This window comes from Enterobacter sp. NFIX59, from assembly GCF_900113755.1.
GTDB classification, from domain to species: domain Bacteria; phylum Pseudomonadota; class Gammaproteobacteria; order Enterobacterales; family Enterobacteriaceae; genus Enterobacter; species Enterobacter pseudoroggenkampii.
This window is the reverse complement of sequence record NZ_FOQN01000001.1, coordinates 1,227,189-1,243,582: the sequence shown is the minus strand read 5'-3', so window position 1 is coordinate 1,243,582 and position 16,394 is coordinate 1,227,189. Positions and strand designations below refer to the sequence as shown.

Here is a 16,394-nt window from a genome sequence, read left to right as displayed (position 1 = left end):
ACACAGATTTTTATGCCTTTGATTTCTATCCGTTTAAACTGCTTAAGTTGGTATACAACTAGTATGGAAGTTGTGTGACAAGTTCACCTTAAGGGAGAAAATGAGTGGGCAATAGTGGATTTTGTGCAAAATTTCTCATAACTGACTCAACCACTCTGGCATGATGGCATTTATGTCAGTTATTGCCTGACGGATACGCTATGAAAATTTTTTCATTTCGCAAATGGAGCCAGATCACAAAATGGACAAAAGGCTAAAAATCACCGAAATCGCCGCCCGTACGCAGCTCTCGATCAGCACCGTGTCTCGGGTGCTGGCGGGGAAAGCGAATACCAGCGAAAAAGCGCGCGCAAAGGTGCTGGCGTGCGCGCGGGAGCTGGGGGTGATGGAGGGCATGGCGGCGGGACGGCTGCTGCTCAATAGCCTGGTGGTTTTTGCCCCCCAGCGCGCCTTCGACGAGCGGTCCGACATCTTTTACTACCGCGTGATCCAGAGCGTGAGTAAAGGCCTGGCATCCCACGATGTGCGCCTGCGCTACTGCGCGCTGGAAGAGAACGACAGCGATGCCCAGCTTTTTCTGGCGCGCATGAATGAACCGGATACTCAGGCGGCAATCCTTCTCGGCATCGACGATCCCCACATTCACGATCTGGCGGTGGATGTGGGTAAACCCTGCATGCTGATTAACTGCCGCGACCGGAACATGCGTCTGCCTGCCGTTGCGCCGGATCACCGCGCCATTGGCGAGCGGGCGGCGGAATACCTGTTCGAGATGGGACACCGTGAGGTGATGAACGTGCTGTGCCTGCGTCGCTACACCATGGAGCTGCGCCTGTCGGGGATCCGCGACGCGTGGCAGTCCCACAACCTGACGTTCAGCGATAAACGCGATCTGCTGGTGGTGCCCAGCTTCAGCGCGCGCGAAACGGAACAGGCGGTCAGCAGCTGGCTCAGCGAAGTGCAGGGGAAAGATTTACCTACCGCGTTTCTGGTCGGCGGCGACTTTATGGCGGCGGGCACCATCAGCGCATTACAAAACCACGGTCTGCGCGTGCCGCAGGACGTGTCGGTGATGAGCATCGACGGGTTTAACCTGGCGGCGATCCAGGATGTTCCATTAACGGCCGTGCACGTTCCCCGCGACGAACTGGGAACCGAAGCGGTACACATGCTCCAGCAGCGGCTGATGCGCCCGGACGCGCCGGTGGGGACGTTGCTGCTTAACGGAACGCTGACCGTGCGGGATTCGGTACGGCGGATACGTCAGGGGAAACGACGCACCGCCGTGGAGCGGGAAGGGCTGTACGACAGTTAGACCATGCCCAGCGCGCGCTTGCCGTGGATGTTGAGATCGTTCACGGTAAAGCGGTCCTGCCAGCTCTTTTCATAATCCTCACGCGGGAAATCCCCCGGCGACGCGCCGGTCTCCAGCGCTTCCTTGACCTTTTTCGCGTAGGCGAGGTTTTTCTCGCACATCGGTGCGGCGGGGATGTACATCACGTTGCCCCAGCCCTGCTGATTGTCCACCGGCGCGACGGAGTGGATCACATCGCAGTGCCACCACACGGAATCGCCCGCGTCCAGTGCCGGAATGCTGGTCAGCGCCTCGATAAGCAGCGGGTGCCACTTCTCGGAAACCGGCAGCACGCGCCCCGGCGCCACGCCGCACAGCTCGTCTTCCGGCACGTCGTCCAGCAGCGGACGCAGCAGAATGTACGCCATCGCTTCCGGGATGGGCACCACGTGCAGCAGCCCCTGTCCGGGGATCATGTCCGACAGCGCGGTCCAGCCCTGGAAGGTGCGGAATACCGAGCATTTGGTGGTGTTATCGACGGTATACTCTTCCACTTCGGTACGGTGCGCGGCGTTCCACGGATCGTATTTCTCGACGTTGCCGTCAAACACGCGGGCAAAGACCTGCTGGTAAGCCGGCAGCAGCCAGCGCTCCAGCGCGCCGGAGTCGGTATGCGCGCCCAGTCCTTTCGAGGTGGTTCCCGGCGGACGGCGGCGGATACGGTCCGGATAAATCACGCTCACGTCCGGGTCAAACCACTGTTTGCCGTTGCTCTCGAATGTCCATAAACGGTTCAGGAACGACTGCACCTGCGCCATCTCTTCGCTCTGGCGCGCCTGCATCTGCGCCTGCGACCAGTAAATCGGGTAAATCTCCGGACGGGAAGCGGTCAGGGTGCCGAAGAAGTTATCGCCCGGCCCTTTGTACACCTCGTCAAACTTGTTCAGATCGAGGTAGTCGAGCATCGACTGATCCCACGCCAGCGCCTGCTCGCGCGGGAAATGACCTTTAATCACCGCGCAGCCGCGGCGCTTAACGGCTTCGCGCTGCGCGTCGGTAATGGTGCCGTTTTTTACATCCGCGAACGGGATCGCCGGCCAGACGGATTCGCCTTTGTTTTTAAGGGCGTTGATTTCCGCCACGCGGGTGGCAATTTTATCGCTGAGCTTGTTGAACACCGCCTGCACGTCGCCGATCTGCGCACGCAGCTCACGTTTCAACTGACGGATTGCCGCTTTGTGATCCGCCGGCAAAGTTTCACTGGTAAAGGTCATAACTGCCTCGCCTCTTTCATTCGAAAGTAAAAATGTCTACAAGTGATACTTTAAGTTAAAATTAAGTTAATGCAAGTTTAAAAACTTGACGCAAGCCACAGGACGGAAAAAGAGTGATAAGCCGGAGCCAGGCTCCGGCGAGGAGAGGATCAGGCGTCGAACGGGGAGTGGTGGTCGAGCACGGCCTGAATAACGTTCAGCGCGCCCTGATGGTTGTTGTCGTCGGTGCTGTAGCGGCTGATTTCTTTGATGCTTTCCGCCGCGTTGCCCATTGCAAAGGAATATTTCACCAGCTTCAGCATCTCGGCATCGTTGCCGCTGTCGCCAATGGCCACGCACTCCTGCGGGGAGATTTTCCAGCGCTTCAGCAGACGGCTGATGCCGTTGGCTTTGTGCAGGCCGGGGATAATCAAATCGACAAAACCAAAGCCGCTGGTGACGGGCTTCATGATGCCGTCCAGGGAGACGTGCAGCTTATCCACCAGATTAGGGATATCGCTGTCCGGCAGGTTCAGGGAGAACTTAAACAGCACGTCGTCAATTTCACGGTAATCGCTGATGCGCTTTAAGCGGTGGTAGTGCTTTGACATCAGCGCCACGAACGCTTCAGGGGCTTTGTCGCTCACGTAGGCACTCTCCAGCCCGCAGGCCACGAAGTTCAGCCCTTTATCTTTCAGCAGCTCGCCAATGACGATCTGCGATTCATGGCGGGTCAGCTCGCCGTGAAAAATCTGCTCCCCGCGATCGAACACCAGCGCGCCGTTTTCCGCCACGAAGGAGATCCTGTCTTTCAGCTCCGGAAAGAAGGAGATGAGCTGGTAATACTGGTTGCCGCTGGCGACAACGAATTCAATGCCGCGGGCTTTAAGCTGTTCAAACTGTGCCTGGAAGCGGTCACGATCGTACTGCTTGGCATCATCAAGAAAAGTTCCGTCCATATCGGTGACGATAACTTTAACGGTCATACTGTGCTCCTGGGTCACTGCGTTTTGAAACATTCTAATAACAAGGTGACGGGGAGCACAAATTTAATTTCATTCGAAAGTAAAAGCAAAACGGCAACCGAGGTTGCCGTTTTTAGTGTTTTCTCCCTCTCCCCGTGGGAGAGGGCCGGGGTGAGGGCATCAGCGTGCGTATTTCCCCCTCACCCTCAAGGGAGAGGGGATACACCGTTACAGCGTATGCTCAGTACGCGCAATAATATCGTCCTGCGCATCCGGCGACAGGGCGGTGAAGAACGCCGAGTAGCCTGCGACGCGCACCACCAGGTCACGATACTGGTCAGGATGTTTCTTCGCCTCCAGCAGCGTGTCGCGCGAGACGATGTTGTACTGAATATGCCAGCCCTTATGCACCTCGAAGAAGGTGCGCAGCAGCACCATCAGCTTCTGGCGATCGCTGTCGTTTTCCAGCGTTGACGGGTTAAGCTTCTGGTTCAGCAGCACGCCGCCGAGAATCGCCTCGGTAGGCAGTTTACCCACGGAACCGATGACCGCCGTTGGACCCAGGTGGTCGGTACCGGAAGCCGGGCTTGCCCCTTCCGCCAGCGGCGTGTGCGCCTTACGTCCGTCCGGTGTCGCCATCGTCGCCGCGCCAAACGGCACGTTCGCGGAAATCGAGGAGGTGCCCGCGTAGTAGTTACCGCCAATCGGGCCGCGGCCGTAGCGCGGGTTGTGGTACTGCTTCAGCTCTTCAATATAGGTCTGATAGGCACGGGTCAGCAGCATATCCACGCTGTCGTCGTCGTTGCCGTACTTCGGCGCGCCGTTGATCAGGCGCTGACGCAACTGCTCGTGGGTCAGCCCGTCGAAGTCATCCGCCAGGGCGGCCGCCAGCTGCTGTTGACCGATGACGCCCTGTTCGAACACCAGCTTCTTCACCGCCGCCAGGCTGTTGCCGAGGTTGGCGATGCCCACCTGCAGGCCGGAGACCCAGTCATACTTCGCGCCGCCCTGCTTGATACTTTTCGCGCGCTCGATGCAGTCGTCCACCAGCGCCGAGCAGAGAATATCGTGGACGTTCTCTTCCAGCATGGTGTCCACCACATACTCAATCTCGATGGATTTACGGGTGTAGTAGCGGATCTGGGTATCCCACGCCGCCATCACCTCGTCGAAATTGTCGAAGTTACCGGCAGAGAGCGCTTTCTCCTGCGGCAGGAACACCTTGCCGCTGGTGGCGTCGCGCCCGCCTTCCAGCGCCGCCAGCATGACGCGGGCGAAGTTGATAAAGCTCATGCCGGTGCAGCGGTAGCCCCACTTGCCGCCCACCGCGGTTTCGATGCAGCCGATGGCCGCGTAGTCGTAGGCGTCGTCGCGCTCAACGCCGAGCTTGATGAATTCCGGGATCACGATTTCGTCGTTGTTGAACGCCGGCATCCCGAAGCCGCAGCGGATCACCTGCACGCAGGCGTCGAGGAAGTCGTTGCTCATGCCCGCGTGATAGCGCACGCTCAGGTTCGGCTGGGTGGAGCGCAGACGGCCGCAGGATTCCAGAATCGCGTACGAGAGCGGGTTCACCGCGTCCATCGGCTCACCGTTGACCAGCTTCTGGCCGCCGATGGTAACGTTCTGGTACAGCGGGCTGCCGGCAGAGGCTTTGGAGTGCGAGCCGGAGCGGATCTTGTTCACTTCCAGCAGCTTCAGCCAGCAGCTGTGCAGCAGCTCGATGGCGTGCTCGCGGTCGAGGCTCTGGTTCAGCTCCACGTCGCGGCGGTAGTACGGATAGAGATACTGATCCATACGCGCGAAGGAGACGGAGTGGCCGTTGGACTCAATCTGCAGGATCAGCTGAATGAAGTAGCACAGCTGCAGCGCCTGCCAGAAGGTTTTTGGCGGCTCGTGAGCAATCACGTCGCAGTTTTCTGCCATCGCCAGCAGCTCGTCGCGGCGGCTTGCGCGGGTTTCGGTTGAGGCCATCTCGCGCGCCAGATCGGCGAAGCGTTTGATGTGCAGGCTCACCGCTTCCAGCACGATATCAATTGCCTTCAGGAACTGATCGCCGTGCAGGTCTTCCAGCACCGTCAGGTTGATGCGCGAGCGGCGCTCGGCCACTTTGGCGCGCAGGCCGTCGAGACCTTTCTCCAGCACCAGTGGGAAGTTCACCGCCAGGTGCGCGTCGCCGGAAGTCATGTTGCCTTCGGCTTTGATAATGCCGGTGTCCAGCAGGCCTTTCTGCTCGTCGGTGAACATGCCGTAGCAGCGGTCCTGCACCGTCTGGCCGCGCCACCACGGGCAGATCTCGTGCAGGACGCGCTTGTTCTCTTCGCTCACCGCAAAGCCCGCGCCCGGGCGATCCGCCAGGTCGTCGATCTCTTTTTCAATCCAGGAGACGGTGTATTCCGGGAAGATCGGTGCTGCGCGCACTTCGCTTGCCTGGTTACCAATAATCAGCTCGTCGTGTTTGATCCAGATGGTACGCTCGGCCAGGTGATGGGCCAGCGCCAGGGCGCGACGGACCGGGATCGGCTTGTCCATGTGCTGCTGGTACATTTCGGTGTAATGCTGCGCGCGCTCGGTACAGACCGGCGGCTTAACGATATGCACCAGCGCCGTTTTGTGCGCCTTAATGCGCTCGCTGAGGGTATTGAGATTCAGGGTTGTCATAAGTTTATCCTCGTAAGGTCGCGGTTAACCCTTTCTGGCAGGCGTACTGCTGCGCGAAGTCCAGCAGGGCAGGGTTATCCAGCGGTTTGTCAGGGGCAGAGTAGGGTTGGCCGAGCAGGGTGTATTTGTTCATGCCCAGCGTGTGATACGGCAGAAAATGAATATCGTCGACGCCGAGTTCGTCGGCGGCGAAGTTGGTAATGGCGGTTATGGACGCTTTATCGGCGTTAAAGCCCTGGATCAGCGGCACGCGGATGGTGATTTTTTTCCCGGCGGCGGCCAGGCGTTTCAGGTTGTCCAGGATGCGCTTAGCCGAACCGTCCGTCCACTGTTTGAACACGTCACCGTCGACGTGCTTCAGGTCGGCGAGGAACAGATCGACGTAAGGTAATGACGGCTCGATATAGTGCCACGGCACGTGAAGGCAGGTTTCGACGGCGGTGTGGATACCCTGGTCATGGCTGGCTTTAAACAGGGCCTGTGCCAGCTCGGGGTTCATAAACGGCTCGCCGCCGGAGAGGGTGATCCCGCCGCCGCTGCGGTCGTAGAAGGGTTTGTCGCGCAGTACGGTCGCCATGATCTCCTCGACCTGCTGCTCTTCACCGCAGACGGTCAGCGCCTGCGTCGGGCAGCAGTCGGTAAGGGCATTAAGCGTCTCTTCATTCAGCTTTTCGCGGTGGATGACCAGGCCATTCAGCGCGCGTTCGATACAGCCCGGTGCCGCCTGCTGGCACAGGTCGCAGCCGTCCAGACACAGGCGCGCATCAAACAGCACGTCCCGGCTGCGGGAGCGGCTTTCCGGGTTCTGGCACCAGCGACAGCCCAGCGAGCAGCCTTTCAGGAACACCACGGTTCGAATGCCGGGGCCATCGTGGGTAGAGTAACGCTGAATATTGAAGATCATGATTTCGCCTCTCATATTGCATATGAAGATTAAATGGCTTTCGAATGAAAGTTATCTTGATGCAGGTCAACTCTTGAGCAGGTTTTGTCGTGATAGGGTAAGTGCAGGCTAATTTTGAGGGTGACATCATGGAACTTTATCTCGACACATCTGACGTTGCGGCAGTCAAAAAGCTGGCGCGTATCTTCCCGCTGGCGGGCGTGACCACCAACCCAAGCATTGTGGCGGCAGGTAAAACGCCGCTGGACGTGTTGCTGCCAGAGCTGCACGACGCGCTGGGTGGCAAAGGTCGTCTGTTCGCCCAGGTGATGGCGACCACCGCCGAAGGGATGGTGGAGGACGCGCGTAAGCTGCGCACCATCATTAACGATCTGGTGGTGAAAGTGCCGGTGACCGCAGAGGGGCTGGCGGCAATCAAGATGCTGAAAGCGGAAGGCATCCCGACGCTGGGCACGGCGGTGTACGGCGCCGCGCAGGGGATGCTCTCCGCGCTGGCGGGTGCCGAGTATGTGGCGCCTTACGTTAACCGCGTGGACGCGCAGGGTGGGGACGGGATCCAGACCGTGGTTGAATTACAGCAGCTGCTGACGCTGCATGCCCCGCAGTCAAAGGTGCTGGCCGCGAGCTTTAAAACCCCGCGTCAGGCGCTGGACTGCCTGCTGGCAGGGTGCGAGTCCATCACGCTGCCGCTGGACGTGGCGCAGCAGTTTATTACTTCTCCGGCAGTGGATGCGGCGATCGTGAAATTTGAGCAGGACTGGCAGGGTGCGTTTGGACGGACGTCGATCTGACGCGGTTGCCGGGTGGCGCTAACGCTTACCCGGCCTACGGTTTTCTCCCTCTCCCTGTGGGAGAGGGCCGGGGTGAGGGCATCAGGCCGCAGCAGGGTTTACCCTCCGCAGACCTCACACCCCGGGTTACGCATCAGCTTCATCTCGCGGAACTGGCAGGTCATCGCGTCATACATCACGATTTTCCCCGCTGCGGGCGTGCCGTAATTCGCCAGCACTTTGATCGCTTCCATTGCCTGCAATGAGCCAATCACGCCGACGAGCGGCGCCATCACGCCCGCCTCAACGCAGGTCAGCGCATTCTCGCCAAACAGACGGCTCAGGCAGCGGTAGCAGGGTTCACCCTCGGCGTATGTGAAGACGCTGATTTGCCCCTCCATGCGGATTGCCGCGCCGGAGACCAGTGGGATTTTGTGGGCAAAACAGCCCGCGTTCAGCTGGTTACGGACGGCGACGTTATCGGTGCAGTCCAGCACCAGATCGTGCCGGGCAATCTGCGCGGAGAGCGCGTCGTCATCCAGCATGTCGTCAATCAGGGTGAACTGAACGTGGGGGTTGATGCGCGCCAGCGCCGTGCGGGCAGAGTCCACTTTTGGCTGGCCAACCGTCGCGTCGCTGTGCAGCGTCTGGCGCTGCAGGTTGGACACCGATACGGTATCGAAATCCAGCAGCGTCATTTTTCCAACGCCCGCCGCAGCAAGGTATTGCGCGGCGGCGCAGCCCAGCCCGCCCAGCCCGACGACCAGCACGCTGGCCGCCTTAAGCGCTTCCTGTCCCTCGAAATCAAACCCGCGCAGCACAATCTGGCGGTTGTAGCGCATCATCTCCTGGTCGCTCAGCTCCACCGTCATGTCAGCCTCCGAACAGGTGGTTAAAGCGCTCGACCTCAACCCACTCGCCGGCTTCCACGTTGCCGCGCTCGCGCTCCAGCACGATAAAGCAGTTGCCCTGGCTGAAGGAGCTGAAAATGTGCGAGCCCTGATGTCCGGTGGTGCTCACTTCGAGCTCGCCGTCCGCGCTGCGCGCCAGAATGCCGCGCTGGAAATCGAGGCGGCCCGGTGATTTTTTCAGGCGCGTGGCGGCACGAACGCGCTGGCGCTCCGGCAGCGGGTTAGCATTGTTGCCGGAAAGCTTCGCCAGCAGCGGGATCACCAGCTGGTAGAAGGTGAGTGCCGCCGAGACCGGGTTACCCGGCAGGCCGCAGAACCAGCTGTGCGAAAGCTTGCCAAACGCGAACGGCTTGCCCGGCTTGATCGCCAGCTTCCAGAAGCCGATTTCACCCAGCTCCTCGAGGATGGTTTTGGTGTAATCCGCTTCGCCCACGGAGACGCCGCCGGAGCTGATGACCACGTCGGCTGCGTTATCCGCCTCGATAAACGCGGCGCGCAGTTTTTCCGGATCGTCAGGAATGATGCCGAGGTTAATCACGTCGCAGCCCAGCTGCTCCAGCATCAGGTGTACCGCCAGGCGGTTGGTATCGTAAATCTGGCCGTCCTGCAGCGGCTGCCCCGGAAGCTGTAGCTCGTCGCCGGTGGAGAAAACGGCAACGCGCACTTTACGGATAACGTCGATGTCCGCGATGCCGAGCGAGGCCAGGACCGGCAGCTCCGCCACCGTCAGCTTCTGTCCGGCGGCAAAGACCGTCGCGCCGAGGGTAATGTCCTCGCCGGTACGGCGGATGTTCTGGCCCGCTTTAACGCTCGCGGTAAAACGCACGCCGTCGTCGGTCTGTTCGGTCTCTTCCTGCATCACCACGGCGTCGCAGCCTGCCGGAACCGGTGCGCCGGTCATAATGCGCACGCAGGTGCCCGCAGGCCATTCACCGCTAAACGGCTGACCCGCAAAGGCTTTACCCGCCACCGGCAGGGCGTTACCCGTCTGGAGATCCGCCAGGCGTACCGCGTAACCGTCCATCGCGGAGTTATCAAACCCCGGCACGTTAAGCGGAGAGACGATATCGCGCGCGGCAATACGGCCAAAACAGCGCACGAGGGGCAGCGTCTCAACGTCATGCAGCGGGGAAACTCGGTCAAGCATCTGCGTGAGTGCCGTCTCAAGCGGCATCAATCCGGCGGTAAAATCCATGGTGGGCTCCTGCGGAGTAACAACGAAAGCGTCCATTATGGCAGAAAAGTGCGGCTAACTGTATGACCGAAGGGTGCACGCTTTACATCACTGTTACGTCTTTCTATATTCAAAAATCATCTGAAGTTTCGTCGACGATAATGATATTTATAGAAAAAGCCGCAAAACAGGCTAACGGGTGATGCGAATGGTTAAGGCGGTAATCGCAATTCATGGCGGGGCCGGGGCAATCACCCGAGCACAGCTCACGCCTGAGCAGGAAAAACGTTACATCGACGCGCTGTACGCCATTGTGGAAACGGGCCAGAGAATGCTGGAAGCGGGCGAAAGCGCGCTGGACGTGGTCACCGAGGCGGTGCGCCTGCTGGAAGAGTGCCCGTTATTTAATGCGGGGATCGGTTCGGTCTTTACCCGGGATGAAACGCACGAGCTGGATGCCTGCGTGATGGACGGCGTCACCCTGAAAGCGGGGGCTGTGGCAGGCGTCAGCCACCTGCGTAACCCGGTGCTGGCCGCGCGTCTGGTGATGGAAGAGAGCCCGCACGTGCTGCTGACGGGCGCGGGGGCGGAGAGGTTTGCCTTCGAACACGGAATGGAGCCGGTATCGCCGGATCTGTTTTCCACGGAAGCGCGCTATCAGCAGCTGCTGGAAGCCCGTTCGGCGGGCATGACGCAGCTTGACCACAGTGCGCCGCTTGATGAAACCACCAAAATGGGCACAGTCGGCGCGGTGGCGCTGGATAAGGCCGGAAACCTCGCGGCGGCGACGTCAACGGGCGGGATGACCAACAAGCTGCCCGGACGCGTCGGCGATAGCCCGCTGCCGGGCGCCGGCTGCTATGCCAATAACGCGACGGCGGCGGTGTCGTGTACCGGAACCGGGGAAGTATTTATTCGCGCCCTCGCGGCCTACGACATCACCGCGCTGATGGATTACGGCGGCTTAAGCCTGAGCGAGGCCTGCGAGCGCGTGGTGATGGAAAAACTGCCTGCCCTGGGCGGCGTCGGCGGACTCATTGCGGTGGATCGTGAGGGCAACGTGGCACTGCCGTTCAACAGCGAAGGCATGTATCGCGCCTGGGGTTATGCCGGTGATGAACCGAGCACGGGCATCTATCGTGAATAAGGGGGCAGCGCGTGCCGCACAGTGAAGAACTGGACAACCGCGAAGTGCTGGCTGTCCATCAGCTCGATATTGCGTTTCAGGAAGAGCGGCAGTTCATTCCCGCAGTACAGAATTTATCGTTCACGCTCAGGCGCGGCGAGACGCTGGCGATTGTTGGCGAGTCCGGCTCCGGGAAATCGGTCACCGCGCTGGCGCTAATGCGCCTGCTGGAACAGACGGGCGGGCAAATCAGCAGCGAGAAAATGCTCCTGCGCCGCCGCAATCGTCAGGTCATTGATTTAAATGAGCTAAGCGGTTCGCAGATGCAGAGCGTGCGCGGGGCGGATATTGCGATGATCTTCCAGGAGCCGATGACCTCCCTGAACCCGGTGTTCCCGGTCGGGGAGCAAATTGCCGAGTCCATCCGCCTGCATCAGGGGTTGAGCGGCGATGAAGCGCTCAAAGAGGCCCGACGGATGCTGGAGCTGGTGCGCATTCCGGAGGCGCAGGCCATTCTGGGGCGCTATCCGCATCAGCTTTCCGGCGGCATGCGCCAGCGGGTGATGATTGCCATGGCGCTCTCCTGCCGTCCCGCAGTGCTGATTGCCGACGAACCAACGACGGCGCTGGACGTGACGATTCAGGCGCAGATCCTGCAGCTCATCAAAGTCCTGCAGCAGGAGATGGAGATGGGGGTGATTTTCATCACCCACGATATGGGCGTGGTCGCCGATATCGCCGATCGCGTACTGGTGATGCATAAGGGCAGCGCGGTGGAAACCGGCACGGTTGAGCAGATTTTTCACGCGCCCGTACATCCTTACACCAAAGCGCTGCTGGCGGCGGTTCCGCGTCTGGGGGCGATGAACGGTAGCGATTTGCCGCGCCGCTTCCCCCTGATTTCTCTCGAGGCGTCCGAGCAGCAGGAGGATGAGCGCGAGCAGGACACCGTGGTGCCGGGTAAGCCCATTCTGGAAGTGCGCGATCTGGTCACCCGCTTTCCGCTGCGCAGCGGCGTACTGAACCGGGTGAAGCGCGAAGTGCACGCGGTGGAAAACGTCAGTTTCGATCTCTGGCCGGGTGAAACGCTGGCGCTGGTGGGGGAGTCCGGCTGCGGTAAATCTACCACCGGACGCGCGTTGCTCCGTCTGGTGGAGTCACAGGAAGGCAGCATTACCTTTAACGGTGAGCGCATTGATATCCTTCCGGACAGCAGGCTGCAGGCGGTGCGGCGGGATATTCAGTTTATTTTCCAGGATCCCTATGCCTCCCTCGATCCGCGCCATACGGTGGGGTATTCGATCATGGAGCCGCTGCGGGTACATAACCTGCTCGATGGCGAAGCGGCACAGCGTCGCGTGGCCTGGCTGCTGGAGCGCGTCGGCCTGAAGCCGGAGCATGCCTGGCGTTATCCGCACGAGTTTTCCGGCGGACAGCGGCAGCGTATCTGCATCGCCCGCGCGCTGGCGCTAAACCCGAAAGTGGTGATTGCCGATGAGTCCGTCTCGGCGCTGGATGTCTCTATCCGGGCGCAGATCATCAACTTATTGCTGGATTTACAGCGGGATATGGGCATTGCCTTTCTGTTTATCTCGCACGACATGGCGGTGGTCGAGCGCATCAGCCATCGCGTGGCGGTGATGTTTATGGGGCAAATCGTGGAAATTGGTCCGCGAAGAGCGGTGTTTGAGAACCCACAGCACCCGTACACCCGCAAGCTCATCGCGGCGGTCCCGGTTGCCGATCCCGCGCATCGTCACGGCCAGCGCGTGCTGCTGCAGGATGAAATGCCGAGCAATATTCGTAAGCGCGGCGAGGCCGTGGAGCGCGTTACGCTGCGCGAGGTCAGTCCGGGTCATTTCGTGGCGCCCCCGCGTCAGGACAATGCCTTTTCGCGGTTATAACTTTCAACAGGCAGGAGAACACAATGGTTACATTTGTAGCGCGTAGATGGTTGTTAGCCGCGAGCGTGACGGCAGCCCTGGCCGCTGCCCCCGCGTTCGCTGCCAAAGATGTGGTGGTCGCCGTCGGCTCCAATTTCACCACGCTCGATCCGTATGACGCCAACGACACGCTCTCTCAGGCGGTGGCGAAATCGTTCTACCAGGGCCTGTTTGGCCTGGATAAAGAGATGAAGCTCAAAAACGTGCTGGCGGAGGGGTACACCGTGTCCGACGACGGACTGGTGTATACCATCAAGCTCAGGACCGGCGTGAAGTTCCAGGATGGGACAGATTTCAATGCGGAGGCGGTGAAGGTTAACCTCGATCGCGCCAGCAATCCGGAAAATAGCCTCAAGCGCTATAACCTGTATAAAAATATCGCCAGCACCGAGGTGGTCGACCCGGCAACGGTAAAAATCACCCTGAAAGAGCCGTTCTCCGCGTTTATCAATATTCTGGCGCATCCGGCAACGGCGATGATTTCCCCTGCCGCGCTGAAGAAATACGGCAAGGAGATCGGCTTCCACCCCGTTGGCACCGGCCCTTACGAGCTGCTCACCTGGAACCAGACCGATTTTGTGAAGGTGAAGAAATTCGCCGGATACTGGCAGCAGGGGCTGCCGAAGCTCGATACCATCACCTGGCGCCCGGTGGTGGACAACAATACCCGCGCGGCGATGCTGCAAACCGGCGAGGCGCAGTTTGCCTTCCCGATCCCGTATGAGCAGGCCGCCATTCTGCAGAAAAACAGCAAGCTGGAGCTGGTCGCCAGCCCGTCGATCATGCAGCGTTACATCAGCATGAACGTCACGCAAAAGCCGTTCGATAACCCGAAGGTGCGTGAGGCCATCAACTACGCCATTAACCGTCAGGCGCTGGTGAAGGTCGCCTTTGCGGGCTATGCCACTCCGGCCACCGGCGTGCTGCCGCCGGCTATCGCCTATGCGCAAAGCTATCAGCCGTGGCCGTACGATCCGGCCAAAGCGCGCGAGCTGCTGAAAGAGGCGGGCTTCCCGAACGGCTTCAGCACCACGCTGTGGTCCTCGCATAATCACAGTACCGCTCAGAAGGTGCTGCAGTTTACCCAGCAGCAGCTGGCGCAGGTCGGCATCAAGGCGCAGGTGACCGCGATGGATGCCGGACAGCGTGCGGCAGAGGTGGAGGGGAAAGGACAGAAAGAGAGCGGCGTGCGGATGTTCTATACCGGCTGGTCGGCCTCGACCGGTGAAGCAGACTGGGCGCTGTCGCCGCTGTTTGCCTCGCAGAACTGGCCGCCAACCCTGTTCAACACCGCGTTTTACAGCAACCCGCAGGTGGACAAAGACCTGGCCGATGCCCTGAAAACCACCAAGCCGGAAGAGAAAGCGCGTCTCTACAAGGACGCGCAGGACATCATCTGGAAAGAGTCGCCGTGGGTGCCGCTGGTGGTGGAGAAACTGGTGTCAGCCCATAATAAAGCGTTGACCGGGTTCTACATCATGCCAGATACGGGCTTTAGCTTTGACGATGCGGATTTAAAATAAACCTCATGCTGAATTATGTGTGTAAACGCCTGCTGGGGCTTATCCCGACGCTGCTGATTGTGGCGATCCTGGTGTTTCTGTTTGTCCATATGCTGCCGGGCGATCCGGCGCGTCTGGTTGCCGGGCCTGAAGCGGATGCCACCGTCATTGAGCTGGTGCGTAAGCAGCTTGGCCTCGACCAGCCGCTGTATATGCAGTTCATCCATTATATTTGCAACGTTCTGCAGGGCGATTTTGGTATCTCGATGGTATCGCGCCGTCCGGTGTCGGAGGAGATTGCCAGCCGCTTTATGCCGACGTTCTGGTTAACGATTGCCAGTATGAGCTGGGCGGTCGTGTTTGGGCTGGGCGCCGGCATTGTCGCGGCCGTCTGGCGCAACCGCTGGCCGGACAAGCTCGGCATGGCGCTGGCGGTGACCGGCATCTCCTTCCCGGCGTTCGCGCTGGGGATGCTGCTGATGCAGATCTTCTCCGTCGAACTGGGCTGGCTGCCGACCGTCGGGGCCGATACCTGGAAGCATTACATTCTGCCTTCCATGACGCTGGGAGCTGCCGTGTCGGCGGTGATGGCCCGCTTTACCCGCGCCTCGTTCGTTGACGTGCTGAGCGAAGATTATATTCGCACCGCGCGGGCGAAAGGGGTCAGCGAGAAGTGGGTCATCCTCAAGCACGGGTTCCGCAATGCGATGATCCCGGTCGTGACGATGATGGGGCTTCAGTTTGGCTTCCTGCTGGGCGGCTCTATCGTGGTGGAAAAGGTCTTCAACTGGCCGGGGCTGGGACGTCTGCTGGTCGATTCCGTCGAGATGCGCGACTACCCGGTGATCCAGGTGGAAGTGCTGCTTTTCTCGCTGGAGTTTATTCTTATCAACTTAGTGGTGGACGTGCTTTACGCCGCCATTAACCCGGCCATCAGGTATAAGTAAGATGCGATTGTTGAACTGGCGACGTCAGGCCGTTTTAAACGCCATGCCGGGGCTAAAACCGGACCACATCCGCACCCCGTGGTCTGAATTCTGGCGGCGTTTCCGCCGCCAGCCGGTCGCGATGACGGCGGGGCTGTTCGTGCTGCTGCTGATTGTGGTGGCGATCGTGGCGCCGTGGGTGGCGCCGTTTGATGCGGAAAATTATTTTGACTACGACCGCCTGAACGACGGACCGTCGATGCTGCACTGGTTCGGCGTGGACTCCCTCGGGCGCGATATCTTTAGCCGGGTACTGGTAGGGGCGCAGATCTCGCTCGCCGCAGGGGTGTTCGCGGTGCTGATCGGCGCGGCCATCGGGATCGTGCTGGGGCTGGTTGCCGGGTATTACGAAGGCTGGTGGGACCGCATCATCATGCGCATCTGCGACGTGCTGTTTGCCTTCCCCGGCATTCTGCTGGCGATTGCCGTGGTGGCGATCATGGGCAGCGGCATGGCCAACGTCATCATCGCGGTCGCGGTGTTTTCGATTCCGGCCTTTGCCCGTCTGGTGCGCGGCAACACGCTGGTGTTGAAACAGCAGACCTTTATCGAGTCGGCCCGCAGTATGGGGGCCAGCGATGCGACCATTCTCTTCAGCCATATTCTGCCGGGGACGGTGTCGTCCATCGTGGTCTATTTCACCATGCGTATCGGCGTGTCGATTATCTCGGCGGCCAGCCTGTCGTTTCTGGGGTTAGGGGCTCAGCCTCCAACGCCGGAGTGGGGCGCGATGCTGAACGAGGCGAGGGCAGATATGGTGATTGCCCCGCACGTGGCGATCTTCCCGAGTCTGGCGATTTTCCTGACCGTGCTGGCGTTTAATCTGCTGGGGGACGGGCTGCGCGACGCGCTGGATCCGAGGATTAAGGGGTAGTGCTGTGAAATGTGCCGGGTGGCGGCTACGC

13 protein-coding genes are annotated in these 16,394 nt (G+C 60.2%); 7 read left to right on the top strand and 6 right to left on the bottom strand.

The window, feature by feature from the left end:
* Positions 1–241 precede the first annotated feature (241 nt).
* On the top strand, positions 242–1,315 hold the full coding sequence (locus BM007_RS06080) for a LacI family DNA-binding transcriptional regulator (RefSeq protein WP_090417644.1): 1,074 nt from the start codon (positions 242–244) through the stop codon (positions 1,313–1,315).
* Here the strand turns inward: BM007_RS06080 and BM007_RS06075 are convergent.
* The 4 genes from BM007_RS06075 to BM007_RS06060 all read right to left on the bottom strand — a co-directional run bounded on the left by BM007_RS06075 (position 1,312) and on the right by BM007_RS06060 (position 7,077).
* Positions 1,312–2,568, bottom strand: coding sequence for a DUF1479 domain-containing protein (locus BM007_RS06075; RefSeq protein WP_090417642.1), 1,257 nt, complete (start codon positions 2,566–2,568; stop codon positions 1,312–1,314). The two genes, BM007_RS06080 and BM007_RS06075, sit on opposite strands and share 4 nt — an antisense overlap.
* A 149-nt stretch (positions 2,569–2,717) precedes the next feature.
* Positions 2,718–3,533, bottom strand: coding sequence for a Cof-type HAD-IIB family hydrolase (locus tag BM007_RS06070; protein WP_090417640.1), 816 nt, complete (start codon positions 3,531–3,533; stop codon positions 2,718–2,720).
* Positions 3,534–3,740: 207 nt separating this feature from the next.
* On the bottom strand, positions 3,741–6,173 hold the full coding sequence (locus BM007_RS06065) for a formate C-acetyltransferase/glycerol dehydratase family glycyl radical enzyme (RefSeq protein WP_090417638.1): 2,433 nt from the start codon (positions 6,171–6,173) through the stop codon (positions 3,741–3,743).
* A gap of 4 nt (positions 6,174–6,177) precedes the next feature.
* Complete coding sequence (locus tag BM007_RS06060; RefSeq protein WP_090417636.1) at positions 6,178–7,077, bottom strand: glycyl-radical enzyme activating protein; 900 nt, start codon at positions 7,075–7,077, stop codon at positions 6,178–6,180.
* A gap of 128 nt (positions 7,078–7,205) precedes the next feature.
* On the opposite strand from BM007_RS06060, the gene fsa reads away from it, so the two are divergent.
* On the top strand, positions 7,206–7,868 hold the full coding sequence (gene fsa, locus BM007_RS06055; RefSeq protein WP_090417634.1) for a fructose-6-phosphate aldolase: 663 nt from the start codon (positions 7,206–7,208) through the stop codon (positions 7,866–7,868).
* A 98-nt stretch (positions 7,869–7,966) separates the two neighbouring features.
* Here fsa and moeB read toward each other — a convergent pair whose 3' ends face one another.
* Together moeB and moeA are read right to left on the bottom strand one after the other, a co-directional pair.
* A complete protein-coding gene (moeB, locus tag BM007_RS06050; RefSeq protein ID WP_090417633.1) occupies positions 7,967–8,719 on the bottom strand; it encodes a molybdopterin-synthase adenylyltransferase MoeB in 753 nt (250 codons plus the stop codon).
* Between the two features lies 1 nt (position 8,720).
* Entirely contained in the window at positions 8,721–9,953 is a 1,233-nt protein-coding gene (moeA, locus tag BM007_RS06045) for a molybdopterin molybdotransferase MoeA (RefSeq protein ID WP_090417631.1), read from the bottom strand.
* Positions 9,954–10,140: 187 nt separating this feature from the next.
* On the opposite strand from moeA, the gene iaaA reads away from it, so the two are divergent.
* Genes iaaA through gsiD form a run of 5 tightly spaced genes read left to right on the top strand, consistent with a single transcriptional unit; the run spans position 10,141 to position 16,363 of the window.
* Entirely contained in the window at positions 10,141–11,079 is a 939-nt protein-coding gene (gene iaaA, locus BM007_RS06040) for a beta-aspartyl-peptidase (protein ID WP_048990358.1), read from the top strand.
* 11 nt (positions 11,080–11,090) lie between these two features.
* The gene (gsiA, locus tag BM007_RS06035) at positions 11,091–12,962 is read left to right on the top strand and encodes a glutathione ABC transporter ATP-binding protein GsiA (RefSeq protein ID WP_090417630.1); all 1,872 of its coding nucleotides are present in this window, start codon (positions 11,091–11,093) and stop codon (positions 12,960–12,962) included.
* Positions 12,963–12,985: 23 nt separating this feature from the next.
* A complete protein-coding gene (gsiB, locus tag BM007_RS06030) occupies positions 12,986–14,524 on the top strand; it encodes a glutathione ABC transporter substrate-binding protein GsiB (RefSeq protein ID WP_048990344.1) in 1,539 nt (512 codons plus the stop codon).
* Positions 14,525–14,529: 5 nt separating this feature from the next.
* On the top strand, positions 14,530–15,450 hold the full coding sequence (gsiC, locus tag BM007_RS06025; protein WP_090417629.1) for a glutathione ABC transporter permease GsiC: 921 nt from the start codon (positions 14,530–14,532) through the stop codon (positions 15,448–15,450).
* A gap of 1 nt (position 15,451) precedes the next feature.
* A complete protein-coding gene (gene gsiD, locus BM007_RS06020) occupies positions 15,452–16,363 on the top strand; it encodes a glutathione ABC transporter permease GsiD (RefSeq protein ID WP_021240948.1) in 912 nt (303 codons plus the stop codon).
* Positions 16,364–16,394 lie beyond the last annotated feature (31 nt).

Coding starts and splice junctions, on each gene's coding strand:
- fsa (WP_090417634.1), top strand. CDS start 7,206: ATGGAACTTTATCTCGACACATCTGACGTTGCGGCAGTCAAAAAGCTG.
- BM007_RS06065 (WP_090417638.1), bottom strand. CDS start 6,173: ATGACAACCCTGAATCTCAATACCCTCAGCGAGCGCATTAAGGCGCAC.
- moeB (WP_090417633.1), bottom strand. CDS start 8,719: ATGACGGTGGAGCTGAGCGACCAGGAGATGATGCGCTACAACCGCCAG.
- BM007_RS06070 (WP_090417640.1), bottom strand. CDS start 3,533: ATGACCGTTAAAGTTATCGTCACCGATATGGACGGAACTTTTCTTGAT.
- BM007_RS06060 (WP_090417636.1), bottom strand. CDS start 7,077: ATGATCTTCAATATTCAGCGTTACTCTACCCACGATGGCCCCGGCATT.
- BM007_RS06080 (WP_090417644.1), top strand. CDS start 242: ATGGACAAAAGGCTAAAAATCACCGAAATCGCCGCCCGTACGCAGCTC.
- gsiB (WP_048990344.1), top strand. CDS start 12,986: ATGGTTACATTTGTAGCGCGTAGATGGTTGTTAGCCGCGAGCGTGACG.
- gsiD (WP_021240948.1), top strand. CDS start 15,452: ATGCGATTGTTGAACTGGCGACGTCAGGCCGTTTTAAACGCCATGCCG.
- BM007_RS06075 (WP_090417642.1), bottom strand. CDS start 2,568: ATGACCTTTACCAGTGAAACTTTGCCGGCGGATCACAAAGCGGCAATC.
- moeA (WP_090417631.1), bottom strand. CDS start 9,953: ATGGATTTTACCGCCGGATTGATGCCGCTTGAGACGGCACTCACGCAG.
- gsiC (WP_090417629.1), top strand. CDS start 14,530: ATGCTGAATTATGTGTGTAAACGCCTGCTGGGGCTTATCCCGACGCTG.
- iaaA (WP_048990358.1), top strand. CDS start 10,141: ATGGTTAAGGCGGTAATCGCAATTCATGGCGGGGCCGGGGCAATCACC.